Genomic DNA, 25,056 nt, shown 5'->3' with positions numbered 1-25,056 from the left:
CCACTTTACTGAAGAAGTCATTGAAAAAATTGCCATTGCAAAATGTCGTCTTTCAGCTGCTGACAGCGTGCAGGTTCAAGGCTTTCAAGCGCTTGCGCCGTTTCACTGCGAAGCCTGGCCAGTAACGCTTTTCGCCCCGAAAGAAGCAGTTCAGCGCTGAGCCGGGCGTCATCACTTCTCGCCTCCACTTTCCCGCGCAGGGCGGGCAGCGGCATGTCCACGCTTAGCAGCAACCGCGTTAACGCCGCGACGGAGGTAGAAAATGCGCGATGGGCAAAGGCAAACCCCGCCAGCTCCAGCCAGTCGTCACTATTAAGGGTAGCCTCCCAGCCATCGTCCACCGGGATCTTTTCACCGTTCAGGGCCGATAACACGCGCGCATCGCGGCGCAGTCGCTGATGTGCCTGCTCACACAGCTGTCGCCCCGCGTCGCTGAGCGGCAGCAAGGCCATTGCGGTATAACAGCCGCTACTGGCTTCGCGATGGCTGCCCATGCGCACCAGCACAAAGCCGCATCGCTGCCAGAAACGCCACAGTTCATCGGTATAGCCAAAGCTCACCGACAGGTAATCCTCGCCGCTTGCGCTGCGGATCAGCGCCTGTCCGATGCCTTCCCGTTGACGACGAGGATGTACCGCTATTCGGGTCACCCGTCGGCCTTTGAGCGTTGCCGCCAGCGGGGAGCCGCCATGCGCGGCAAGGGACTGCGCCACCAGGTTCCCGCGAGGACGGCGGAACCCCGCCCAGACGGCACGGCTGAGCTGCGCCGTTAATCCCCCCTCTTCCACCAGCCAGAGCGCCCCGGCAATGACAGAGTCCGTTTGGGCGACGGCGAAGTGCTGGCCGGGCGCGTCCATCATGCGGCGTAAATCAAGCGGTGAGGTGCGGTAATGTGCCGCACAAAGCAGCTCATACACACTCGCCGCCAGCGCCGGGTTGCTCGTCCAGGCTTCCGGAGCCAGAGAGGTCAACTGTATGGCGCCTGTTGGGCTGCGATCGATAAGCGTATCGTCAAACAGCAGTGCGCTGGCGACGACCCGCTCAAGAGGACATCCTGCAGCCCAGCGTACCGGGGTTGATAAGGTATACCGCTGCAACCCGCTGAACCGGCTACAGAATTTAAGCAGAAAGCCTCTTCCTGTTCCTTCGTAACCCTGCACCGTTGTGGTCAGCAGGACGCGCGGGAAACGGTCGACCAGCTTTTCAAGCAGCGGTCCGGGGATGGCAGCGGCTTCGTCGACAATCAGCCAGTCGGCCTGCTCTTCAGAGGCCAGCAGCGCGTCCGGGGCCATAAAGTGAAAACGTTCGCCGGCAAAACGGGCGATAACCTCCGTCGCACCTTTTGATGGCGCGGTGACAATGGCACTGCCCTGCGTGCTGCTCAGCAGCATTCCCGCCAGCGCAGACTTTCCGCGTCCGCGCGGGGCCGTAACGGCCACAACGCCGCGTTTCATGGCCAGGAGTGCTGCCAGGATCTCAGCCTGCTCGCGCTGCGGCGCACCGCTGGCAGGCTGCCAGTCAGGGGCGTCGGATCGTGCAGGGAGCGATAAAGGCTGGTGCTGAAGCCAGACGATCGCCTCAGGATCGTCGGCAATCGTCCGGCAAAAGTGGTGAATAAAATTTGGCGTGGCGATGGGTTCGGCGCTGTCACTCCAGCGCAGGGAATCGCTGTCAGGTTGTTCCGCCCACACGTCAGGGGGCGGTACCAGCAGCACCAGAAGGCTACCGGCACGCAGCGTCCCGCTCAGGGCCGCAAAGGCTGAGACGTCAAACCCGGCGCGGGCATCAAAAATTGCGTGCCGGAACTCGCGTCCCAGCAGCCCGCTGATGGCTCTGGACGCGTTATCCGCCAGCCACAGCCAGTCTCCGGGCAAGGCATCACGCAGGGCTGATGCCTGCGTGAATGTCCACTGCTCATCGCCGCTGAGCACCACCAGCCGACGATGACCTTTGTGCTCAAGCTCGCGAATCAGATGTTCAAACGCCACCATTACATGGCTTTGCCGAAGGTATTACACTGCGCCGGGTCACCGCTGTCGAAACCGCGTTTGAACCAGCTGTATCGTTGTTGTGACGTGCCGTGAGTAAAGCTGTCCGGCACGACGCGGCCCTGGCTCTGCTGCTGAAGACGATCGTCACCGATAGCCTGCGCGGCATTGAGCGCCTCTTCCAGGTCACCGGATTCCAGTACGCCCTGCTGCTGCATGTTGTGCCCCCAGACGCCCGCGAAGCAGTCCGCCTGCAGTTCCATGCGTACGGAAAGACGGTTTACCTCAGCCTGAGAGGCGTTTTGCTGAAGCTGGCGTACTTTGGGTTCTATCCCCAGCAGTTTTTGCACATGGTGCCCGACTTCATGCGCAATGACGTAGCCCTGGGCAAAATCGCCGTCAGCGCCAAGCTTGCGTTTCATGTCATCATAGAAAGAGAGATCGATATAGACGGTGCTGTCTGCCGGACAGTAGAACGGCCCCATAACCGACTGTCCGGTGCCGCATCCGGTACGGGTTGCGCCACGGTACATCACCAGCTTGGGTTGCTGATAGGTACGCCCCATTTTCTCGAACAGCTGACCCCAGGTTTCTTCTGTGGTGGCGAGAATAACGGAGGTAAATTTGGCCGCTTCATCCTCGTTCGGGCTGATTGAGCGCTCAGAATGCTGCTGTTGCTGCAGAGGCTGGCCGGTCATTAAACCGGTCAGATCGACACCGTAGTACCCCGCGACCAGCACCACAATCAGCAGAATAATCCCGCCCTTTCCGCTGGGTAACCGGAAGCCAGGCCCACCCATTGAAGGACCGCCGCCGCTATCGCTGCGCCTGTCTTCTACATTGTCACTTTCACGACGCCCTTGCCAGCGCATAACCACCTCGAACTATTCCATTAATAATAGCTATGATCGTAGGCGGTTAACGGCAAGATTACCATAGGAAACAAGGGTAAGACGCCAAAGGATATACATATCCTTTGGCGATGAGGGAGTTAGTCGAGCTTAACGCCTAAACGGTGAGCAACCGCTTCGTACGCTTCAATCAGGCCACCCAGGCTCTGACGGAAACGGTCTTTGTCCATTTTATCCAGCGTTTCTTTATCCCACAGACGGCTGCCGTCCGGAGAGAACTCATCACCCAGAACCACTTCGCCTTTGAACAGGCCGAACTCCAGTTTGAAGTCGACGAGGATCAGACCCGCGTCATCAAACAGTTTTTTCAGCACGTCGTTGGCTTTGTAGGTCAGCTCTTTCATGCGCGCCAGGTTCTCTTTATTCACCCAGCCGAAGGTTTCGCAATAAGAGTCATTGACCATCGGATCGTGCATGGCATCGTTTTTCAGGAACAGGTCAAAAAGCGGTGGATTCAGCTCAATACCTTCTTCAATACCAAGACGCTTCACCAGGGAGCCTGCTGCGCGGTTACGAATGACGCACTCAACCGGAACCATATCCAGTTTTTTCACCAGACATTCCGTATCGGACAACAGTGCTTCCATCTGGGTCGGGATACCCGCTTCGGCCAGTTTGGTCATAATGAAGTGGTTGAACTTGTTGTTCACCATGCCTTTACGATCGAACTGCTCAATGCGTGCGCCATCCCCTGCTGACGTATCATTGCGGAACTCGAGCACCAACAGATCCGGGTTTTCCGTGCTGTATACGGTCTTCGCTTTGCCACGATACAACTCAGCTTGCTTCTGCATCTTCATTACTCCTGGTGTGATGATTGGTGTTCAAAACTGGGGATATTATGCCACGCACACGTTTGCGTAGCACGAAAATAAAAAGGGCTGGATTAACCAGCCCTCGTATTTATTTGCTGAATGCAGCCTGGAAGACGGCCACCAGCGCATCGTTCTGCGACTGGGTCAGCGTGTGGCCTTTCGGATCGATAAACTGCAGACTGCTGCGGTTATCGAGGTCACCTACCTGAATCTTGTAGTCGCCGGAAGCCAGCTGTGGATCGGTGGCGCCCAGTTCCTGCCATGCACTGTCAGACAGCGGCTTATAGGTTGCCGTCATGCTACCGGTTGAACGGGTGCTGTCGGTCACTTTCATGCCCACTTTTTCCAGCGTCGCTGGCAGGCGCTGCCAGGTCTGGTTAAACGGTGCACGCACAACCAGCATTGGCAGACCGGTGTCATCCGCACCGCTCTGAACGTCAAACGTCGCGCCGTTGCGGCTCTGCGCTGCGTTAGCGGCGTCGCTGGCGTTCTTATCCAGACCCGCGGCAATCACGTTCAGCATTTCAGTGCTGTAACGCTGCATTGATGCGGCATCCGCAACCGGTTTACCCGCCTGCTCCAGGTTCAACAGCTTAACGGTAACCGCCTGCTGATAACCCTGAGGTTTAACGGAGACTTGATAACGCCCACGGTACTGCTGATCTTCGTCCAGACGGTTCCACTCGATCCAGTCGGTGGTTAAGGTCTGGCTGGCATCATCGCGTTTATCGATGGTGTAGTTTTTCGCCTGAATGACGCTCACAACCTGCGGCCACAGGGTGGTACCGCGGGCGCTTTCAACCAGCAGCGACGCCGTATCACCGGTGAACTGGGTACGCGCCCCGCTCACCAGCGCCAGAGGCTGTGCTGGCGGACGAATATCGAGCGCTTTACCGACCAGGCCGCTGCCGTTGGTCACGGGAATATTGTAATCGCCGTTCTGAATCGGCAGGATCATACCAGCCGGTGCGTGAAGTTCAGCAAGCGGGGTCGCATCCAGATAGGATTCATCACCGCTCACCTGGCGCTTGTAGCGCGAGTCTGAACTACAGGCAGCGAGCAGCATAACAAGCGAAACACTCGCAACCTTCGCCAGGCGCGACTTCTGTACTGAATAAGCCATCAAATCTCCCTAAACTCTACAGCAAACCGGCATGCTTCAGCGCTGCTGTGACAATTTCACGACCGTGGTCGGTAATCGGTGTCATTGGCAGACGCAGCGTATCGGTTGCTACAAGTCCCAACTCCTTACACGCCCATTTCACGGGGATCGGATTGGGTTCGACAAATAATTTATTATGCAACGGCATCAGACGCTGATTAATCACGCGAGCTTCATCAAAGTGACCGGCAGCCGCCAGTTTGCACATTTCAGCCATATCGCGGGCCGCAACGTTCGCCGTTACGGAGATCACGCCATGGCCACCGAGCTGCATAAAGTCCAGTGCGGTCGCATCATCGCCGCTCAACAGGATAAAGTCGTCTGAAACCAGCTCTTTGATCTGATGAACGCGGCTTAAGTTCCCTGTCGCCTCTTTAATCCCGATAATATTTTTTACTTTCGAGAGACGACCAACGGTTTCCGGCAGCATATCGCAGCCAGTACGGGACGGCACATTATACAGAATTTGTGGCAAGTCAGTATGTTCTGCGATGGCTTTGAAATGCTGGAACAGACCTTCCTGAGTAGGACGGTTGTAATAAGGGGTCACCGTCAGACAGCCCACGATGCCGCTGTCGTTAAAACGTTTGGTCAAACTGATAGCTTCTGCCGTGGCGTTAGCGCCTGTCCCTGCGATGACCGGGATACGCCCGTCAGCCAGTTCCAGGGTCAGCATCACCACATCGCCGTGCTCTTCGTGGCTTAGCGTTGCAGATTCACCGGTAGTCCCTACCGAAACGATCGCCGAGGTTCCATTGGCGACATGGTAATCAATCAGCTTCTTCATGCTTGACCGGCAGACATTACCTTTTTCATCCATCGGTGTAACAAGCGCGACAATACTTCCCGTGAACATGAGCCATCCTCTGTGCGAACAAGAGCCTCAATGGTACGTTTGGAACTGTAATAAAAGCAAGCGACCTGAGGCCCTCAGGCGGTTGTATGCATGTTTTTTTTATGCTTTCCTTAGGAAGACTTAACCATGCAAAGGAAGAACAGGTTTGACAACCTCATCACAACATTACCTGGTTATCACTGCGCTGGGTGCTGACAGGCCGGGTATCGTGAACACCATCACCCGCCATGTGAGCAGCTGCGGCTGTAATATCGAGGACAGCCGTCTGGCTATGCTGGGCGAAGAGTTCACGTTTATTATGCTGCTGTCCGGGACATGGAATGCCATTACCCTTATCGAATCGACCCTGCCGCTTAAAGGTGCGGAGCTGGATTTGCTGATCGTGATGAAACGCACCACTGCTCGCCCACGTCCGGCCCTGCCCGCGACCGTCTGGGTGCAGGTTGAAGTCCCCGATTCACCCCATCTGATTGAGCGCTTCACCGCGTTATTTGACAGCCATCAGATGAATATTGCCGAACTCGTTTCCCGAACGCAGCCGGGTGACGGCAGCGCCATTCCCACCCTTTTTATTCAGATCACCGCGCACAGCCCTGCCTCGCAGGATGCGTCAAATATCGAGCAAGCGTTCAAAGCCCTCTGTACAGAATTAAACGCGCAAGGCAGTATAAGCGTCGTCAATTATTCGCAGCATGAACAGGATGGAGTTGAGTAATGAACCCACTGAAAGCCGGTGACATCGCACCGAAATTTAGCTTACCTGACCAGGATGGTGAGCAAGTAAATTTGACCGACTTCCAGGGACAGCGTGTTCTGGTCTATTTTTACCCGAAAGCCATGACCCCGGGCTGCACCGTACAGGCCTGCGGCTTACGCGACAACATGGACGAGTTGAAAAAAGTCGGCGTGGAAGTGCTGGGTATCAGCACCGATAAGCCAGAAAAGCTATCACGATTTGCAGAAAAGGAGCTGCTTAACTTCACGCTGCTTTCTGACGAAGACCACCAGGTATGCGAGCAGTTTGGCGTCTGGGGCGAGAAGACCTTTATGGGCAAAACCTACGACGGCATTCACCGTATCAGCTTCCTGATTGACGCTGACGGTAAAGTTGAACATGTGTTTGATGACTTTAAAACCAGCAACCACCACGACGTGGTGCTGAACTGGCTCAAACAAAGCGCCTGATCGTTGGGCCGCGGCTTCGCCTGACCCGACCTACGCGGTAAATGCAATACGGTAACGCAGGTTACCGTTTTTGATATTTGCCCCTCTCCCCACGGGAGAGGGTATCAGGCCGCACAACTATCTACTTATCCTCAACCGCAGGCACATCCGGCCACGCGTGAACCACTGCTTTGATCAGCGTTGCCAGCGGAATGGCAAAGAACACGCCCCAGAATCCCCACAGCCCGCCGAAAATCACCACGGATAAGATAATCACCAGCGGATGCAGGTTCACCGCTTCGGAGAACAGCACCGGCACCAGCAGGTTGCCATCCAGTCCCTGAATGATCAGGTACACCGCGAAGCAGCTCCAGAACTCGGTCCCCAGACCAAACTGGAACAGCGCAACGCCGACAACCGGAATGGTCACCACAAAGGCACCGATGTAGGGAATGAGCACCGACAGCCCCACCAGCACCGCCAGCAGCAGCGAGTAGTTAAGCCCGAAAATTAAAAAACCAATCCAGGTAGCCACACCCACTACAATCATCTCCAGCACTTTGCCGCGAATGTAGTTGGTGATCTGCTGGTTCATCTCTTCCCACACCTGCCCGGCCAGCCCGCGATTACGCGGCAGAATGCGCCGCACCGCGTTCAGCATCTGCTCTTTATCTTTGACGAGGAAGAAAACCATTAACGGAACGAGGACAAGGTAGACGGCCAGCGTGAGCAACCCTACCAGCGACGCCAGGGAATATTTCACCACGGAATCGCCCATTGTCATGATGCGGGCGCGCATGTTTTCGGCCATCGCATCAATGATCCCGGCATCCATCAGGGCGGGATATCGGCGCGGCAGCGTGGCGGCAAAATCAGAAAGCTTATTCAGCATGCCGGGCATATCGCGGATAAGGTAAATCCCCTGTTGCCAGGCCACAGGCATAACGACAAACGACATTAACAGCAGGATGCCGACAAACAGCACCAGGACGATACTGGTCGCCCAGCGACGGGAACAGCCTATATTTTCCAGACGCGCCGTTGGCCACTCCAGCAGGTACGCCAGCACAATCGCGACCAGCAGGGGGGCGAGAAGACCGCTGAAGAAGAACAGAATGCCGAACCCGGCGACGAGAATAACCAACAAAGCAATGGCTTCCGGGTCGCTAAACCGACGGCGGTACCACTGCATTAACATTTCGAGCATACAACCCTTCCCTGAATCGGATGGCGGGAGTGAGAACGTGAATTGTATCTAACTGTCACAAAAAAGACTTTCGCTTTTTGTCTCCCTGCCACGATCCGCAAAACCCTGATGAATGGGATTTTCTTCATGCCTCAACACGGCTACACTCGCAGGGCAGTGGAGATGAACGATATGCCGGTTCATCGGTCAAATTAGCACATCCCAAATACAGGACAGTGGTTATGTTCAGGCAGTTGAGAAAAACACTGGTTGCGACACTGATTGCCGCACTGACGGTCGGTCAGGTGTTGCCAGCTTTCGCTGACTCGTCCGATTCATTGCCGGACATGGGCACTACAGCAGGAAGCACGCTCTCCATTGGGCAAGAAATGCAGATGGGGGATTATTACGTTCGTCAGCTGCGTGGCAGCGCGCCGCTGATTAACGACCCGTTGTTGGTTCAATACATTAACGGGCTGGGCATGCGCCTGGTCGCGCACGCCAACTCGGTAAAAACCCCCTTCCACTTCTATTTAATCAATAATGACGAAATCAACGCCTTCGCCTTCTTTGGCGGCAACGTGGTACTGCATTCGGCGTTATTCCGTTACTCTGATAATGAAAGTCAGCTGGCCTCGGTCATGGCGCACGAAATCTCTCACGTCACCCAGCGCCACCTTGCCCGTGCAATGGAAGACCAGAAGCGTAACGCTCCGCTGACCTGGGTTGGCGCATTGGGTTCCATTCTGCTGGCAATGGCCAGCCCGCAGGCCGGGATGGCGGCGTTAACCGGTACGCTGGCGGGAACACGTCAGGGGATGATCAGTTTCACCCAGCAAAACGAACAGGAAGCGGATCGTATTGGCATTCAGGTGCTGCAACGTTCGGGCTTTGACCCGCAGGCCATGCCGAGCTTCCTCGAAAAGCTGCTCGACCAGGCGCGCTACTCCTCCCGTCCACCGGAAATTTTGCTGACGCACCCCTTACCGGAAAGCCGTCTGTCGGATGCGCGTAACCGTGCCAACCAGATGCGCCCGGTCGTGGTTCAGTCGTCGCAGGATTTCTATATGGCAAAAGTGCGAACGCTTGGCATGTACAATTCCGGGCGTAACCAGCTGACCAGCGACCTGCTGGATGCGCTGGCGAAAGGCAACGTGCGTGAGAAAAACGCGGCTCAGTATGGCCAGGCGTTACAGGCGATGGAAGCCAGCAAATATGACGAAGCGCGTAAAACGCTGCAGCCACTTCTCGCCGCCGATCCGAATAACCCGTGGTATCTCGATCTGGCCACGGATATCGATCTGGGGCAGAAAAAAGCCACCGATGCGATTAATCGCCTGAAAGGGGCAAAAGAGGTGCGGACTAACCCGGTGCTGCAGCTTAACCTGGCGAATGCTTACTTACAGGGTGGTCAGCCTGCTGAAGCGGCGAACATTCTGAACCGCTACACCTTTAACAATAAAGACGATCAGAACGGCTGGGATCTGCTTGCTCAGGCAGAAGCGCAGCTGGGCAACCGCGATCAGGAGCTTGCGGCACGCGCCGAAGGCTTTGCCCTGGTGGGGCGTCTTGACCAGGCGATTTCCCTCCTGAGCAGTGCCAGTTCACAGGTTAAGCTCGGCAGTCTGCAGCAGGCCCGTTACGATGCGCGTATCGATCAGCTTCGCGGTCTGCAGCAGCGCTTTAAGCCGTACGAGAAGATGTAATAAAGGAGAATTCAGGTCATGACAGACGCGGTAAAAATCTACCACAACCCACGCTGCTCGAAGAGCCGTGACACCCTTAGCCTGCTGAAGTCGAACGGCATTGACCCGGAAGTGGTGCTGTATCTGGAGACACCGCCCGATGCACAGACGCTTCGTCAGCTGCTGCACATGCTGGGAATGGGCAGTGCCAGAGAGCTAATGCGCCAGAAAGAGGACCTGTATACGTCGCTCAATCTGAATGACAGTCGTCTAACCGAGGCTGAGCTGATTCAGGCGATGGTTGAAAATCCGAAACTGATTGAGCGCCCCATTGTGGTCGCAAACGGTCTGGCGCGTATTGGACGCCCGCCGGAAGAGGTGCTCGAGATTCTCTAATCCTTACGCCGCAGCGCTTCCAGAAAGGCCTGCGGCGTGCTCTCTCCCAGCTTTTTCTGCGCTTTGCCCCGATTGTAAAACTCGCACATCTCGATCAACACCTGCCCTAACGGAACAGCATTTACTCGTGGAATGATGTCGCCGAGCGGTACCGCAACCTGCACGGCCTTGTGCCTGGTCGGCTGTACTTTTACGGCAGGTTCACCCGCGGGTAAGTCGGGTTCAAAACCGAAAGTCTCAACAGATTGGATATCAGCCGGACAGGCGTTCAGCAACTCACACATCCAGTTGTTCAGCAGCTGTGATGAAATTCCCGCATAGAGCCGGGCATAACACCAGCCGCTCACCGGTTCGCGCCCCCACAGCAGATGCTGCTCCCCGCCATCATCCATATGCAGCGATAAAGGCTGGTGATGCACCAGCAGTTTTGTGGGTAAAACGCCTGCCTTTAGCGCTTTTTTCCCCTGAAGTTCAACGCCTTTGCGTTTCGCAGAAGCGGGACGGAGATAACGGTTCAGCGTCGCCCGCGAAACGGAAATCCCCAGCACCGCATTAACCAGCAGCAGGAGTTCATCCAGCGGTGCGCCCGTGATATCACGCAGCGCATTAACAAGATCAACCTGTTCTTGTCTCATCGCTTTGTGTATCAATTTTGGGGTCGTATGATTGTCAGAAACCCGATCGCGATTGCGCCATCGCCGCACGGTTGTCACGGAAATACCCAGCTCCGTAGCCAGTTCTCTGTCGCTTTTATTGGATTGTTGCAGATAGCGACGGATCCGCGGCGTGGTGGTGGCATTGGCGTGCAATTTGATTTCCATCGCTGTAACTCCATAACCAATCTCATGAGATTTATAATATCTTAGCGAGTGCTTTGTGACCTGTTTCACCTTTCAGCCACCGCGCTTCACTGATAATCCACAGACATAACATAACAACACCACTCAATCTTGTACGGAGTTCACAATGAACAATGTTCTGGGATTTCTTGAAGCAAAACTGATGCCGCTGGCGGCCAAAACTGCGCAACAGCGGCATCTGGGCGCCATACGCGGGGCCTATGTTTCCTTCATGCCGTTTATCATCGTCGGCTCGATTCTGCTGGTCATCTCCTCTTTTCCGAACCAAACCTATCAGCAGTTTATGTCTCAGGCATTTGGTGAAAGCTGGAGTGCCATCATTGAAATTCCGTTCAACGCGGTGTTCTCAACCATGTCGCTGTTTATCAGCTTCCTGGTGGCGTTTCGCCTGGCTGAACACTACGGCGAAGATCGCATCTCCTGCGGCATTCTGGCTCTGGTTGCTTTTTTAATCCTGACACCTTTTATCAAAGTGGCCGAAAACGGCGGTATCACGGTCATTCCGGTCGAGTGGATTGGCAGCAAAGGGCTGTTCGTGGCGATGATTGGCTCTCTGCTGTGGACGGAGCTGTTCTGCTGGCTGAAGCGCAAAAAGCTGGTCATCAGAATGCCTGATGGTGTGCCGCCGGCGGTGCAGGAGTCGTTCGCCGCGCTGATCCCGGCCCTGCTGGTAATGATTCTGGTGCTTATTATCCGCATCATTTTCGAAAACACCCACTACAACACCATTCACCAGTTTATTTACGAGGTGGTCGCTACGCCGGTTCGCCACTACGGGACCTCCTATTTCGGCGCGCTGATGACGGTGTTCAGCATCACCATTCTGTGGTCTGTGGGCATTAACTCAGGCTCAATGATCAACGGCATCATTCGCCCGCTGTGGATGGAGAACCAGACCGATAACATCGCCGCCATTCAGGCGGGTACGACGCCGCCGCACATTATCACTGAACAGTTTTTTGACATGATCTGGATGGGTGGCGCAGGGGCAACGCTCTCGCTGGTGATTGCAATGCTGATTTTTGCCCGCAGCAAAAACATGCGCGAGGTGGCGCGTCTCGGCGCGGGGGCCTCGGTGTTTAACATCAACGAGCCGATTCTGTTTGGCCTGCCGGTCATCATGAACCCCATCATGCTGATCCCGTTCAATCTGGTGCCGCTGGTCCTGGTTACCGTGCAATATGCCGCGATGAAAATGGGTGCCGTCGCTGTGACCACCGGGGTGTTTATCCCCTGGACGTTACCGCCGGTGATCAGCGGGTTTATCGTCACGGGGCATCTCAGCGGCAGCGTGATGCAGCTTATCAACCTGCTGATTGGCGCCATGCTGTATCTGCCTTTCATGCGTATCGTGGATAAACAATACCGCGCCGCGGAGATTGCCACCGTGACGCAAACCGACCCAACCCTTGCAAAACAGGAGTAAAGCATGTGGGGAATTATCGCAACCTGGCGAATGGCGCTTGAAGGGGTCACGGAGTCTGCGTCTGCGCTGGCTGCGGGGAAACCGGTAGCAGAAGCGGTGGTCGATGCCGTTGCTGCCGTCGAGGACTTCCCGTTGTATAAATCCGTCGGCTACGGCGGGCTGCCAACCGAAAATGGCGAAGTCGAACTGGACGCGGCGTATATGGATGGCGATACGCTTGCGTTTGGGGCCGTGGGAGATCTGGTTGATATTGCGAACCCGGTGCGTGTCGCCCATGCGCTAAGCCGCCAGCGCTATAACAGCCTGCTGGTCGGCCAGGGCGCGCGCGAATGGGCGCTGAGTCAGGGGTTTGCCGACAAAACCATGCTTACCGACCGCGCGATGCAGCATTATCGTAAGCGCTGCCGGGAGACGCTGGACAAAGGCTTAAGCCCGTACGATGGGCATGACACCGTCGGGATTATTGGCCTCGACAAAATGGGGTCGATGAGCGTGGCCACCTCCACCAGCGGTCTGTTTATGAAAAAGCGCGGCCGTATTGGCGACTCGCCGATTATCGGCTCCGGCTTTTACTGCGACAGTGAAACCGGTGCCGCCACCGCCACCGGCGTGGGGGAAGACCTGATGAAAGGCTGCACCAGCTACGAGATTGTTCGCCGCATGGCACAGGGCATGTCACCGCAGCAGGCGGCGGACTCGGTGGTCTTCGAACTGGAAGACAAACTGATGTCGCGCTTTGGCCGCGCGGGCGATCTCTCGGTGGTGTGCATGAATAATAAAGGCGAATTCGGCGCCGCAACCAACATCAAAACCTTCTCATTTGTGGTGGCAACGGCCCGCCAGCCTCTCACCGTATTTCGCGCCGAGCGCCTGCAGGAAAAAACGCACTATCAGCCCGTGGATGAGGAATGGATGCAGGCCTATGCCGCGCGGATCCGCGCGCCAGTCGAGGAGTCACAATGATTACCTTTAAGCTTATCACCGCCCTTGCAGACGCAAAGCCCCAGAGTCATCTTATTGCCCGGGCCGCCTGCGCGTTACTGCCGGACACCGCACTCATCGCTGAAATGCGTGAACAAAACGCCGTCGCGGATACCCGCTTTGGCTGTGCCCCGTTTGCCAGAATCACGCTGCTGCCGGATGCGCTCTGGCAGGACAGTCTGACAGAAGGGTTACTCGCCGCCCTCCGTCCACTGCTGGCAGCCCCGGTCAGCGCCGATGTGGTACTGGATGTCACGGATATTGACGAGGTGGTGCTGACGCAGGTTCTGCGTTTTCTCTTTAACCAGGCGTATGACCTTCGCGATCTGCAGCTTAAGAAAACCGATGGCAAAAGCGTTCGCCTTCGCCATGTCACCGCCCTGTGTCATCCGCAACAGCGTGAAAGGCTGGACGCTCTCTTCCAGCGACAGCGGGCTATTGCCCGAGGAATGGTCGCCGCGCGACGTCTGGCGGATATGCCGTCCGATCGCTGTACGCCGCAGTATGTCGTCGACGAAGCGCAAAAGCTGTGCGCCGCCTTCCCCGCCCTGCGGTGTGAAGTGCTTGATGAAAAGCAAATTATTGAACAGGGACTGGGGCTTCTGCATGCCGTCGGTAAAGGCGCGACCTGTCCACCGCGGCTGCTGGCCATTCACTATAACGGCATCGCTGATGGCCCGGTACGCTGTTACGTGGGCAAAGGCATAACGTTTGATACCGGTGGCCTGTGGCTGAAGGAAGGCGCGGGCATGTACACCATGAAATATGACATGTGCGGGGCAGCGAACGTGCTCGGGTTGATGCTGAGCGTGGCAGAACTCGGCCTGCCGGTTCGTATTATGGGCGTACTGGCGCTGGCGGAAAACGCCATAGGACCGGATGCGATGCAGCCGGGCACGGTGGCCAACGCCTGCAACGGTATCACGGTTGAAATCAACAATACCGATGCCGAAGGCCGGCTGGTACTGGCGGATGCGATCGCCTGGGCCAGCCAGCGTCATCCGCAGGCTCGCTATATTATTGATATGGCGACTTTAACCGGTGCCGTCGTGAAAGCGCTGGGGTACGAGCTGAGTGGGTTAATGACGCAGGACGAAGCGCTGCGTCAGGCGCTCACCCACGCGGGGAAACGGAGCGGTGATGAGGTGTGGTCCCTGCCGCTGGATGCACGGTTAAAAAAACAGACCGACAGCGCCATCGCCGACCTGTGCAATACCCCACCCAATAATGCGGCGATCAGCGCATCGGCGGCCTGGCTGTTACACCATTTTTGCCCGCCGACCATTCCTTGGGCCCATCTGGATATTAGCGGCACGGCGCTGTGGCGTGAAAACGGAAAAAGCGTGGCCTCGGGCAGACCCATTCCACTTCTGGTTGAGCATTTGCTGGAAGACAGGTGAGTTTTAGCCAGTGGCACTGGTTCTCCCTCTGCGCCAGGCAGAGGGAGAAAAGCGCATCACAGCTTCAGAATATCTTTCACAAAAGGAATGGTCAGCTTGCGCTGCGCGGTAATCGAAGCGCGATCGAGCTGATCGAGCGTATCAAAGAGCGTGCGCATTTCCCGGTCCAGGCGCTTGAGCAGGAAACGCCCCACGTCTTCCGGGAGTTCAAAGCCGCGCAATCTTGCGCGCAGCTGTAACGCCTGAAGTTTGTCTTCATCCGACAGCGGCTGCAGCTTGTAGATTTGCCCCCAGTCCAGACGGGAAGCCAGATCCGGCAGCCCCAGATTCAGCTGGCGCGGCGGACGATCGCCGGTGATCAGCAGCCGGGTTTTCCCCGACTCCAGAATGCGGTTATAGAGGTTAAAGATCGCCATTTCCCACGGCTCATCCCCCGCCACACATTCGATATTATCGATGCAAACCAGTGAGAGATGTTCCATTCCCTCCATGACTTCAGGCACAAACCAGGTACGTTTATCCAGCGGCACATAGCCTACCGCATCACCCCGCGCGGAAAGCTCCGCACAGGCGGCATGCAACAGGTGGCTGCGCCCCGCGCCTTCGCGTGACCAGATATAGATGTATCCGCTGTGTTCCTGACGCAGCACGTTTTGCAGTGCAGCCAGTAAAGAGGGGTTATCACCCGGCCAGAAACTCGCAAAAGTTTCGTCGTCAGGGAGATAGAGTGGCAGAGAGAGCTGTGCCGGTCCGTTCAGAAGTACCTCAACCAGATCTTACATAAAATCGGCGGTGAGTTTAGCACGGAACGTGCAAGGAGAGAACCGGGCGGATCGTCCGCCCGGTTTTACGATCAATGTGACGCTTTTTCGCTGTCTTCAGCATCCAGCACCACTTCTTCCGGGCGCAGGACGGAGATCAGTTTGAAGATCAGGCTCAGGCCCACACCCACGATGGTCGCCAGCGCCATGCCTTTCAGTTCAGCCGCACCGATGTGCACCTTCGCGCCGCTCACGCCGATGATCAGGATCACGGAGGTGAGGATCAGGTTTTGCGCTTTGCTGTAGTCCACTTTAGATTCAATCAGCACGCGAATACCGGACGCGCCGATCACACCGTACAGCAGCAGAGAGACGCCTCCCATTACCGGTACCGGAATGATCTGGATAGCCGCCGCCAGTTTGCCCACGCAGGAGAGCAGGATGGCGATGATTGCCGCGCCGCCAATGACCCAGGTACTGTAGACACGGGTAATCGCCATCACGCCGATGTTCTCACCGTAGGTGGTGTTAGGCGTAGAACCAAAGAAACCGGAGATAATGGTAGAGAGGCCGTTGGCAAACATCGAGCGGTGCAGACCCGGGTCGCGGATCAGGTCACGTTTAACGATGTTTGCCGTCACCACCAGGTGACCTACGTGCTCAGCAATAACCACCAGCGCCGCGGGCAGGATCGTGAAAATGGCAAACCATTCAAAGCGCGGGGTATAGAAGGTTGGCAGTGCGAACCAGTGCGCTTCAGCAATGGGCGTGGTATCAACAACGCCCATCACGAAGGAGAGCGCGTACCCCGCCAGCACACCGATCAGGATCGGGATAATCGCCATAAAACCGCGGAACAGCACGGAACCAAACACCGTTACGCCCAGTGTCACCATCGAGATGATGATGGTTTTGGAATCCGGTGACTGCCCGTCAGCAGGCAGCAGGCCGGCCATATTGGCCGCTACGCCCGCCAGCTCCAGACCGATGACGGCGACAATGGCCCCCATTGCGGCAGGCGGGAACATAACGTCCAGCCAGCCGGTACCTGCCTTCTTCACAATGAAAGAGACCAGGCAGAAGAGGACGCCACACATAATGAAGCCGCCCAGCGCCACTTCATACCCCAGCGGCAGCAACAGCAGAACCGGTGAAATAAAGGCGAAGCTTGAGCCGAGATAGGCAGGGATTTTGCCTTTACAGATAAAGAGGTAAAGCAGCGTACCCACACCGTTGAACAACAGCACGGTAGCCGGGTTAATGTGAAACAGGATTGGCACCAGCACGGTTGCGCCAAACATGGCGAACAGGTGCTGCAGACTAAGCGGGATTGTCTGTAAAAGCGGCGGTCTTTCACTCACCCCGATAGCACGGCGCGTCATAGTGTTTTCCTCTGAGTAGTATTGTTGTTGGCGTTTTATTCAAAAAAAAGCCGACTATCAAAGTCGGCTTCATTATCGTTATTCGATTATTTAGTACCAAAAATCTTATCGCCGGCATCGCCAAGCCCCGGGATGATGTACCCGTGCTCATTCAGCCCCTGGTCGATAGACGCGGTATAGAGTTCGATGTCCGGGTGCGCTTTTTCCAGCGCCGCGATACCTTCTGGTGCAGCAACCAGCACCAGCACTTTGATGCTGCTGCAACCGGCTTTTTTCAGCAGGTCGATGGTGGCAATCATTGAACCGCCGGTCGCCAGCATCGGGTCAACCACCAGGGCCATACGCTCGTCGATGTTAGACACCAGCTTCTGGAAGTACGGTACCGGCTCCAGGGTCTCTTCGTCGCGGTAGACCCCGACCACGCTGATGCGCGCGCTTGGCACGTGCTCCAGCACGCCTTCCATCATGCCGAGGCCGGCACGCAGGATGGGCACAACGGTAATTTTCTTACCTTTGATCTGCTCAACCTGAACCGGGCCGTTCCAGCCCTCGATGGTCACTTTTTCCGTTTCCAGGTCAGAGGTCGCTTCATAGGTCAGCAGGCTGCCGACTTCAGAAGCCAGTTCGCGAAAACGCTTCGTGCTGATGTCATGCTCACGCATCAGGCCCAGCTTGTGTTTAACGAGTGGGTGCTTCACTTCCACAATCTTCATTCTCTTTCTCCTCTGAGGGGGCAACCGCAAAAAAATCGCGGGATTATACCGCTTTTTTCGGATTGCACCATACCCAACTTGCTTGACGTACATCAAGCAAAGTGTTTTAGAGGCAAAAAAGCCGGAGGGCAAGCTCCGGCTTTTTGCGTTTTTACTCTGCTGGAATTAAAGAGTGTCGCCGTTGCTGGCTATCACCTGCTTATACCAGTCAAACGACTTCTTCTTACTGCGGTTCAGGGTGCCGTTACCTTCATTGTCTTTGTCGACAAAGATAAAACCGTAGCGTTTTTTCATTTCACCCGTTCCGGCAGACACCAGGTCGATACAGCCCCACGGGGTATACCCCATCAGATCAACGCCATCTTCGACCACCGCTTTTTTCATTTCGCGGATGTGCGCGGCAAGGTAATCAATACGGTACTGGTCATTTACCGAACCGTCGCTCTCCTGCACGTCGATGGCGCCAAAGCCGTTCTCCACGATGAACAGGGGCAGCTGATAGTGATCCCAGAACCAGTTCAGGGAGTAACGCAGGCCCACCGGATCAATCTGCCAGCCCCAGTCAGATTTCTGCACGTACGGGTTGGAGACCAGGCTCTTACTTTCATCGTAATCCAGCTCCGGGTTATCCGCCGTCGCTTTGGTGGCGAAAGACATGTAATAGCTAAAGCCAATGTAATCGACACACCCCTGCGTCAGCGCCGCGTTATCTTCTTCTGTGATATCCAGCGTGAAACCGCGACGAGCAAAGTAGTTAAGCAGATGCTGTGGGTACTTGCCGCGCACGTGGACATCGGTGAACCAGTAGCGACGGTGCATGGCATTCATCGCCATCATCATATCGTCCGGGGCACAGGTCAGCGGATAGATTGGACACATGGCAATCATGCAGCCGATCCGCAGCGACGGGTTAATGTCGCGCCCGGCCTTCACCGCCAGGGCGCTGGCCACCAGCTCATAGTGTGCCGCCTGGAACATTACCGGTTCGCGGTCTTCGCCCGGCTCGTACTTCAGACCGGAGTTGGTAAACGGTGCAAAGTCTTCGTGGAAGTTGGCCTGGTTATTGATCTCGTTAAAGGTCATCCAGTACTTCACTTTATGCTGGTAACGTCTGAACACAACCTCCGCAAAGCGAACAAAGAAGTCGATCAGCTTACGGTTACGCCAGCCACCGTATTCGGTGACAAGGTGGAACGGCATCTCGAAATGGGAAAGGGTAATAACCGGCTCGATGCCATACTTCAGACACTCGTCAAACAGGTCGTCATAGAATTTCAGGCCAGCTTCGTTAGGCTCCAGCTCGTCCCCTTTCGGGAAGATACGCGTCCAGGCGATGGAGGTACGGAAGCATTTGAAGCCCATCTCGGCAAAGAGTTTGATGTCCTCTTTATAGCGATGGTAGAAATCGATGGCTTCATGGTTAGGATAATTTTTCCCTGGCAGCACGCCGTTGGTGATTTCACGCGGCACGCCGTGCGCGCCGGCAGTCATCACATCGGCAACGCTGATCCCCTTACCGCCCTCGTTCCAGCCCCCTTCCAGCTGATGCGCTGCGACGGCACCGCCCCACAGAAAATCTGCTTTGAATCCAGACATACACTTTCCCTCATTCTGCGTTATTTTCTGCAAAAACAATTACAGAAACCGGTTTCATCCTGATGATGTGCAAAGGGGCTTTTTGTTGCAAGGAGAAAACCGAAACCGGTTTCATTTTCGTGAACAGACTCAACTTTAGGCGCATTCGCAGGGCCTGCTGAAAAAAAAATCCTCTCGCCGAGAATAGGCTCGCAAACGTTTGCCTGGACTGTTAGAATTGCGCCGATTTTTCTTACTAGCTATGCAATCGCGTGGGGACTTGAGCCGTGACCAACAAAACTTCTCTCAGCTACAAAGATGCCGGTGTTGATATTGACGCAGGTAATGCGCTGGTTGACCGAATCAAAGGTGTGGTGAAAAAAACCCGCCGCCCGGAAGTGATGGGTGGTCTGGGTGGATTCGGCGCACTGTGCGCACTGCCGCAAAAATATCGTGAACCTGTTCTGGTCTCGGGTACTGATGGTGTAGGGACGAAACTGCGCCTGGCGATGGATTTAAAACGTCACGACACGATCGGTATCGATCTGGTCGCGATGTGTGTTAACGACCTGGTGGTTCAGGGCGCAGAGCCGCTGTTCTTCCTGGATTACTACGCGACCGGAAAACTGGACGTGGATACCGCAGCAAGCGTCATTAACGGCATTGCCGAAGGGTGTCTGCAGTCTGGCTGTGCGTTGGTCGGTGGTGAAACCGCCGAAATGCCCGGTATGTATCACGGCGAAGATTATGACGTCGCAGGCTTCTGCGTTGGCGTAGTAGAAAAATCAGAAATTATCGACGGCAGTAAAGTGGCTGATGGTGATGTGCTGATCGCGTTGGCCTCCAGCGGCCCGCACTCGAACGGCTACTCTCTGGTGCGTAAAATCCTCGACGTGAGCGGCAGCGATCCACTGACCACCGAGCTTGATGGCAAGCCACTGGCTGACCATTTGCTGGCGCCGACCCGCATCTACGTGAAAAACGTGCTGGAGCTGATCGAGAAGGTTGACGTGCACGCCATTGCCCACCTGACCGGTGGCGGCTTCTGGGAAAACATTCCGCGCGTCCTGCCGGACAACACCCAGGCGGTGATCGACGAATCGTCCTGGCAGTGGCCGTCCGTCTTTAACTGGCTGCAGACTGCGGGCAACGTGAGCTCACACGAGATGTACCGCACCTTTAACTGTGGCGTGGGCATGGTTATCGCGCTGCCAGCAAGCGAAGCGGATAAGGCGATTACGCTGCTGACCGACAAAGGTGAAAACGCGTGGAAAATCGGTATTATCAAAGCATCCGATTCCGAACAGCGTGTGGTCATTGAATGAAAAACATTGTGGTGCTCATTTCCGGTAACGGAAGCAATTTGCAGGCGATAATTGACGCCTGCAAACAGAAGAAAATCAACGGCACCATTCGGGCAGTATTCAGCAATAAGGCCGACGCGTTCGGCCTTGAACGTGCCCGGGAAGAAAACATTCCCGCGCACGCGCTGGAAGCCAGCCAGTTCTCCGGACGTGAAGCGTTTGACCGGGAACTGGTTCAGGAGATTGATGCCTACGCGCCTGACGTTGTCGTGCTGGCGGGGTATATGCGTATCCTGAGCCCGGCCTTTGTCGGGCACTACGCTGGTCGTCTGCTGAATATCCACCCTTCCCTCCTGCCGAAGTATCCCGGCCTGCACACCCATCGTCAGGTTCTGGAAAACGGCGATGAGGAGCACGGTACCTCCGTGCATTTCGTTACCGACGAGCTGGACGGCGGGCCGGTGATCCTGCAGGCAAAGGTGCCGGTCTTTGAAGGTGACAGCGAAGACGACGTTACCGAACGCGTGCAGACGCAGGAACACGCCATTTATCCTCTGGTGGTAAGCTGGTTTGTTGACGGGCGTCTTCAGATGCGCGACGGTGCCGCCTGGCTGGACGGCGTCAGGCTCCCTGCACAGGGTTATGCCGCTGACGAGTAGTTTGTTTGATGTGCCCGGCGGCGCGACGCCTGCACGGGCCTGTGGTCTTCACTGTCGGGTGAGCACCGCGCTTCCCGACATGCCCTTCCCCCAACCCTCTAAAATCCCCCAGAAAAAAAATAACTGTCATACTTTTCTGGCACTGTTGGACATATCGTGGAAATGCTCGCCATAATAAGGACGAGACGGATTTACCACGTCCTGTGATTGAACTGGAGTGTGAGCTGTAATGGGTCAGGAAAAGTTATATATCGAGAAAGAGCTAAGCTGGTTAGCATTCAACGAACGTGTACTCCAGGAAGCGGCAGACAAAAGTAACCCGCTTATCGAGCGTATGCGTTTTCTGGGGATTTATTCCAACAACCTGGATGAGTTCTACAAGGTTCGCTTTGCCGAACTGAAACGGCGAATCATCATCAGCGAAGAACAGGGCTTAAACTCTCACTCGCGCCATCTGCTGGGCAAAATTCAGTCGCGCGTATTGAAAGCCGATCAGGAGTTTGACGGCCTGTATAACGAACTGCTGCTGGAAATGGCACGCAATCAAATCTTCCTGATTAACGAACGTCAGCTTTCTGTTAACCAACAAACCTGGCTGCGCCACTATTTCAAACATTACCTGCGCCAGCACATTACCCCTATTCTGATCAACCGCGAAACCGATCTGGTGCAGTTCCTGAAAGATGACTACACCTACCTCGCGGTGGAAATTATTCGTGGCGAGACGATTCGTTACGCATTGCTTGAGATCCCGTCCGATAAGGTGCCGCGGTTTGTGAACCTGCCGCCGGAAACCCCGCGCAGACGCAAGCCAATGATCCTGCTCGATAACATCCTGCGTTACTGCCTGGACGACATCTTCAAGGGCTTCTTCGATTACGACGCGTTAAACGCCTACTCCATGAAGATGACCCGTGACGCCGAATACGATCTGGTGCACGAGATGGAAGCCAGCCTGATGGAGCTGATGTCATCCAGCCTGAAACAGCGCCTGACGGCGGAGCCGGTGCGCTTTGTTTATCAGCGCGATATGCCAGATGCCATGGTGGAAATGCTGCGCGACAAGCTGACCATTTCTCGCTATGACTCCATCGTGCCGGGCGGTCGTTACCATAACTTTAAAGACTTTATTGGCTTCCCGAACGTCGGCAAGGCCAATCTGGTGAACAAACCGCTGCCGCGACTGCGCCATCTCTGGTTCGATAAATTCCGCAACGGTTTCGACGCCATTCGCGAGCGCGATGTCCTGCTCTACTATCCGTACCATACGTTTGAACACGTGCTGGAACTGCTGCGTCAGGCTTCGTTCGACCCGAACGTACTGGCGATCAAAATCAACATCTACCGTGTAGCAAAAGATTCCCGCATCATCGACGCGATGATCCATGCGGCGCACAACGGCAAAAAAGTGACCGTGGTGGTTGAGCTGCAGGCGCGCTTCGACGAAGAGGCAAACATTCACTGGGCGCGCCGTCTGACGGAAGCCGGTGTCCACGTTATCTTCTCAGCGCCCGGGCTGAAAATTCACGCCAAGCTGTTCCTTATCTCCCGTAAAGAGGGGGAGGACGTGGTGCGTTATGCCCACATCGGTACCGGGAACTTTAACGAAAAAACCGCGCGAATTTATACCGACTACTCGCTGCTGACTGCCGATGCGCGCATCACTAACGAGGTTCGCCGGGTGTTCAACTTTATTGAGAACCCGTACCGCCCGGTCAGCTTCGATTATCTGCTGGTCTCGCCGCAGAACTCACGCCGCCTGCTGTACGACATGATCGATAAAGAGATCGCCAATGCCCAGAAAGGGCTGTCGTCGGGCATTACGCTGAAACTCAACAACCTGGTCGACAAAGGGCTGGTGGATCGTCTGTATGCGGCGTCCAGCTCCGGCGTTCCGGTCAATCTGCTGATACGCGGTATGTGCTCGCTGATCCCTGAACTCGACGGCATCAGCGACAATATTCGCGTGATCAGCATTGTTGACCGCTACCTGGAACACGATCGGGTCTATATTTTCGATAATGCGGGTGATAAACAGGTCTATCTCTCATCTGCAGACTGGATGACGCGCAATATTGACTACCGAATTGAAGTCGCGACACCGCTCCTGGATCCGCGGCTGAAGCAGCAGATCCTCGATATCATCGAGATTCTGTTCAGCGATACGGTGAAAGCACGCTATATCGACAAAGAACTCAGTAACCGCTATGTACCGCGCGGCAATCGCCGTAAAGTGCGGTCGCAACTGGCGATTTACGACTATATCAAATCACTCGAGCAACCCGATTAACCTATGCCGATAAATGATAAGACCCCACGCCCGCAGGAATTCGCCGCGGTCGATCTTGGTTCTAACAGTTTCCACATGGTCATCGCCCGTGAGGTGGATGGCGCGTTGCAGATCATCGGTCGTCTGAAACAGCGTGTACACCTGGCGGATGGTCTTGATGAGCGCAGCATGCTCAGCGAAGAGGCAATGGAGCGAGGCTTAAACTGCCTGTCGCTGTTTGCTGAACGCCTGCAGGGCTTCTCGCCCTCCAGCGTATGCATTGTGGGCACCCACACGTTGCGCCAGGCGCTGAATGCGCCAGAATTCCTCAAGCGGGCCGAAAAAGTGATCCCCTACCCCATTGAGATCATCTCCGGTAACGAGGAAGCCCGTCTGATTTTCATGGGTGTTGAACACACTCAGCCGGAAAAAGGGCGCAAGCTGGTCATCGACATCGGCGGCGGCTCTACGGAACTGGTGATCGGCGAAGATTTTGAGCCGCGTCTGGTCGAAAGCCGTCGTATGGGCTGCGTCAGCTTTGCGCAGATGTATTTCCCGGGTGGCGCAATCAGCCGCGAAAACTTCCAGCGCGCGCGCATGGCCGCTATCCAGAAACTGGAGAACCTGGCCTGGCAGTACCGTATTCAGGGCTGGAACGTAGCGCTGGGCGCATCGGGCACCATCAAAGCGGCACATGAAGTGCTGTTGGCGATGGGTGAAAAAGATGGGTTTATCACCCCTGAGCGCCTGACCTTGCTGACCGAAGAGGTGCTGAAACATAAAAGCTTTGACGCCTTAAGCCTGCCGGGTCTTTCCGACGAGCGCAAAGCGGTATTCGTACCGGGGCTGGCTATCCTGTGCGGCGTATTTGATGCGCTGGCAATTAAAGAGCTGCGTCTTTCCGACGGCGCGCTGCGTGAAGGTGTGCTGTATGAAATGGAAGGCCGTTTCCGCCACCAGGATATTCGTAGCCGCACCGCGCAAAGCCTGGCAAACCAGTACAATATCGACCGTGAACAGGCGAAGCGCGTGCTGGAAACAACCGTTCAGATATACGACCAGTGGCAGGAGCAGAACCCTAAGCTGGCGCATCCGCAGCTTGCCGCCCTGCTGAAATGGGCAGCAATGCTGCACGAAGTGGGACTGAATATTAACCACAGCGGAATGCACCGCCACTCAGCCTATATCCTGCAAAACAGCGATCTGCCTGGCTTCAACCAGGAGCAGCAAACCATGATGGCGACCCTGGTGCGCTACCATCGTAAAGCCATCAAGCTTGACGATCTGCCGCGCTTCACGCTGTTTAAGAAGAAGCAATTCCTGCCGCTTATTCAGCTGCTGCGTCTCGGCGTGCTGCTCAATAACCAGCGTCAGGCCACCACCACCCCGCCCACGCTGAAGCTCAAAACGGATGACAACCACTGGACCCTGAGCTTCCCGCCAGACTGGTTTAGCCAGAATGCGCTGGTGCTGCTGGATCTGGAAAAAGAGCAGCAGTACTGGGAAGCGGTCACCGGCTGGCTACTCAAAATCGAAGAAGAGAGCTCAGACGTCGCGGCGTAA

At 55.8% G+C, this 25,056-nt stretch carries 22 protein-coding genes; 11 read left to right on the top strand and 11 right to left on the bottom strand.

The genetic code is table 11. The annotated features are described in order from the left end of the window. Positions 1-17: 17 nt before the first annotated feature. The 5 genes from BJP35_RS18945 to dapA form a co-directional block, all read right to left on the bottom strand. On the bottom strand, positions 18-1,991 hold the full coding sequence (locus tag BJP35_RS18945; protein WP_047743040.1) for a tRNA(Met) cytidine acetyltransferase TmcA: 1,974 nt from the start codon (positions 1,989-1,991) through the stop codon (positions 18-20). Continuing rightward, entirely contained in the window at positions 1,991-2,860 is an 870-nt protein-coding gene (locus BJP35_RS18940; protein ID WP_020883068.1) for a neutral zinc metallopeptidase, read from the bottom strand. The genes BJP35_RS18945 and BJP35_RS18940 overlap by 1 nt, the downstream gene beginning before the upstream one ends. 119 nt (positions 2,861-2,979) lie before the next feature. Further along, positions 2,980-3,693, bottom strand: coding sequence for a phosphoribosylaminoimidazolesuccinocarboxamide synthase (purC, locus tag BJP35_RS18935; RefSeq protein ID WP_008501631.1), 714 nt, complete (start codon positions 3,691-3,693; stop codon positions 2,980-2,982). 109 nt (positions 3,694-3,802) lie between these two features. Next, a complete protein-coding gene (gene bamC, locus BJP35_RS18930; RefSeq protein ID WP_020883067.1) occupies positions 3,803-4,837 on the bottom strand; it encodes an outer membrane protein assembly factor BamC in 1,035 nt (344 codons plus the stop codon). Between the two features lie 16 nt (positions 4,838-4,853). Then, complete coding sequence (dapA, locus tag BJP35_RS18925; protein WP_014171117.1) at positions 4,854-5,732, bottom strand: 4-hydroxy-tetrahydrodipicolinate synthase; 879 nt, start codon at positions 5,730-5,732, stop codon at positions 4,854-4,856. 145 nt (positions 5,733-5,877) lie between these two features. Here dapA and BJP35_RS18920 point away from each other — a divergent pair, with 145 nt between their 5' ends. Together BJP35_RS18920 and bcp are read left to right on the top strand one after the other, a co-directional pair. Further along, entirely contained in the window at positions 5,878-6,447 is a 570-nt protein-coding gene (locus BJP35_RS18920) for a glycine cleavage system transcriptional repressor (RefSeq protein ID WP_014171118.1), read from the top strand. Beyond that, positions 6,447-6,917 carry a thioredoxin-dependent thiol peroxidase gene (bcp, locus tag BJP35_RS18915; RefSeq protein ID WP_014171119.1) on the top strand — a complete coding sequence of 157 codons (471 nt, stop codon included), beginning with the start codon at positions 6,447-6,449 and terminating at the stop codon, positions 6,915-6,917. The genes BJP35_RS18920 and bcp overlap by 1 nt, the downstream gene beginning before the upstream one ends. 121 nt (positions 6,918-7,038) lie before the next feature. On the opposite strand, the gene BJP35_RS18910 is transcribed toward bcp, so the two are convergent. Further along, entirely contained in the window at positions 7,039-8,103 is a 1,065-nt protein-coding gene (locus tag BJP35_RS18910; RefSeq protein ID WP_014171120.1) for an AI-2E family transporter, read from the bottom strand. 221 nt (positions 8,104-8,324) lie between these two features. On the opposite strand from BJP35_RS18910, the gene bepA reads away from it, so the two are divergent. Together bepA and arsC are read left to right on the top strand one after the other, a co-directional pair. Beyond that, the gene (bepA, locus tag BJP35_RS18905) at positions 8,325-9,788 is read left to right on the top strand and encodes a beta-barrel assembly-enhancing protease (protein WP_020883065.1); all 1,464 of its coding nucleotides are present in this window, start codon (positions 8,325-8,327) and stop codon (positions 9,786-9,788) included. Positions 9,789-9,806: 18 nt separating this feature from the next. Beyond that, entirely contained in the window at positions 9,807-10,163 is a 357-nt protein-coding gene (gene arsC / locus BJP35_RS18900; RefSeq protein WP_086463482.1) for an arsenate reductase (glutaredoxin), read from the top strand. Here the strand turns inward: arsC and BJP35_RS18895 are convergent. Continuing rightward, a complete protein-coding gene (locus tag BJP35_RS18895) occupies positions 10,160-10,984 on the bottom strand; it encodes a helix-turn-helix domain-containing protein (RefSeq protein ID WP_086463481.1) in 825 nt (274 codons plus the stop codon). The genes arsC and BJP35_RS18895 overlap by 4 nt on opposite strands. Before the next feature lie 145 nt (positions 10,985-11,129). Between BJP35_RS18895 and celB the strand changes: the two genes are divergently transcribed. From celB to BJP35_RS18880, 3 genes are read left to right on the top strand one after another with little or no spacing between them, the layout of a single operon-like run. Further along, entirely contained in the window at positions 11,130-12,449 is a 1,320-nt protein-coding gene (celB, locus tag BJP35_RS18890) for a PTS cellobiose transporter subunit IIC (RefSeq protein WP_086463480.1), read from the top strand. A 3-nt stretch (positions 12,450-12,452) separates the two neighbouring features. Further along, positions 12,453-13,412, top strand: coding sequence for a N(4)-(beta-N-acetylglucosaminyl)-L-asparaginase (locus BJP35_RS18885; protein ID WP_086463479.1), 960 nt, complete (start codon positions 12,453-12,455; stop codon positions 13,410-13,412). Further along, positions 13,409-14,830, top strand: coding sequence for a M17 family metallopeptidase (locus tag BJP35_RS18880; RefSeq protein ID WP_086463478.1), 1,422 nt, complete (start codon positions 13,409-13,411; stop codon positions 14,828-14,830). Before BJP35_RS18885 ends, BJP35_RS18880 begins: the two co-directional genes overlap by 4 nt. 56 nt (positions 14,831-14,886) lie before the next feature. Here the strand turns inward: BJP35_RS18880 and BJP35_RS18875 are convergent, their stop codons facing one another. The 4 genes from BJP35_RS18875 to BJP35_RS18860 form a co-directional block, all read right to left on the bottom strand. Beyond that, positions 14,887-15,588, bottom strand: coding sequence for a DnaA inactivator Hda (locus tag BJP35_RS18875; protein WP_212479862.1), 702 nt, complete (start codon positions 15,586-15,588; stop codon positions 14,887-14,889). A gap of 95 nt (positions 15,589-15,683) precedes the next feature. Then, positions 15,684-16,973 (bottom strand): uracil permease, encoded by a 1,290-nt coding sequence (gene uraA, locus BJP35_RS18870; protein ID WP_014171128.1) that lies wholly within the window; start codon positions 16,971-16,973, stop codon positions 15,684-15,686. 86 nt (positions 16,974-17,059) lie between these two features. Then, positions 17,060-17,686 (bottom strand): uracil phosphoribosyltransferase, encoded by a 627-nt coding sequence (gene upp, locus BJP35_RS18865; RefSeq protein ID WP_020883061.1) that lies wholly within the window; start codon positions 17,684-17,686, stop codon positions 17,060-17,062. A 165-nt stretch (positions 17,687-17,851) separates the two neighbouring features. Next, positions 17,852-19,282 carry a 6-phospho-beta-glucosidase gene (locus tag BJP35_RS18860; RefSeq protein WP_020883060.1) on the bottom strand — a complete coding sequence of 477 codons (1,431 nt, stop codon included), beginning with the start codon at positions 19,280-19,282 and terminating at the stop codon, positions 17,852-17,854. Positions 19,283-19,548: 266 nt separating this feature from the next. Here BJP35_RS18860 and purM point away from each other — a divergent pair, with 266 nt between their 5' ends. The 4 genes from purM (at position 19,549) to ppx (ending at position 25,056) form a co-directional block, all read left to right on the top strand. Beyond that, entirely contained in the window at positions 19,549-20,586 is a 1,038-nt protein-coding gene (purM, locus tag BJP35_RS18855; RefSeq protein ID WP_014171131.1) for a phosphoribosylformylglycinamidine cyclo-ligase, read from the top strand. Continuing rightward, the gene (gene purN / locus BJP35_RS18850) at positions 20,583-21,224 is read left to right on the top strand and encodes a phosphoribosylglycinamide formyltransferase (protein WP_014171132.1); all 642 of its coding nucleotides are present in this window, start codon (positions 20,583-20,585) and stop codon (positions 21,222-21,224) included. Before purM ends, purN begins: the two co-directional genes overlap by 4 nt. A 229-nt stretch (positions 21,225-21,453) precedes the next feature. After that, entirely contained in the window at positions 21,454-23,514 is a 2,061-nt protein-coding gene (gene ppk1 / locus BJP35_RS18845) for a polyphosphate kinase 1 (RefSeq protein WP_047743052.1), read from the top strand. Positions 23,515-23,517: 3 nt separating this feature from the next. Next, a complete protein-coding gene (gene ppx, locus BJP35_RS18840) occupies positions 23,518-25,056 on the top strand; it encodes an exopolyphosphatase (protein WP_020883058.1) in 1,539 nt (512 codons plus the stop codon).

It is taken from the genome of Enterobacter sp. J49, assembly GCF_002148625.1.
In the GTDB taxonomy this organism is placed as follows: domain Bacteria; phylum Pseudomonadota; class Gammaproteobacteria; order Enterobacterales; family Enterobacteriaceae; genus Enterobacter; species Enterobacter ludwigii.
This window is presented reverse-complemented; position numbering and strand designations above follow the sequence as displayed.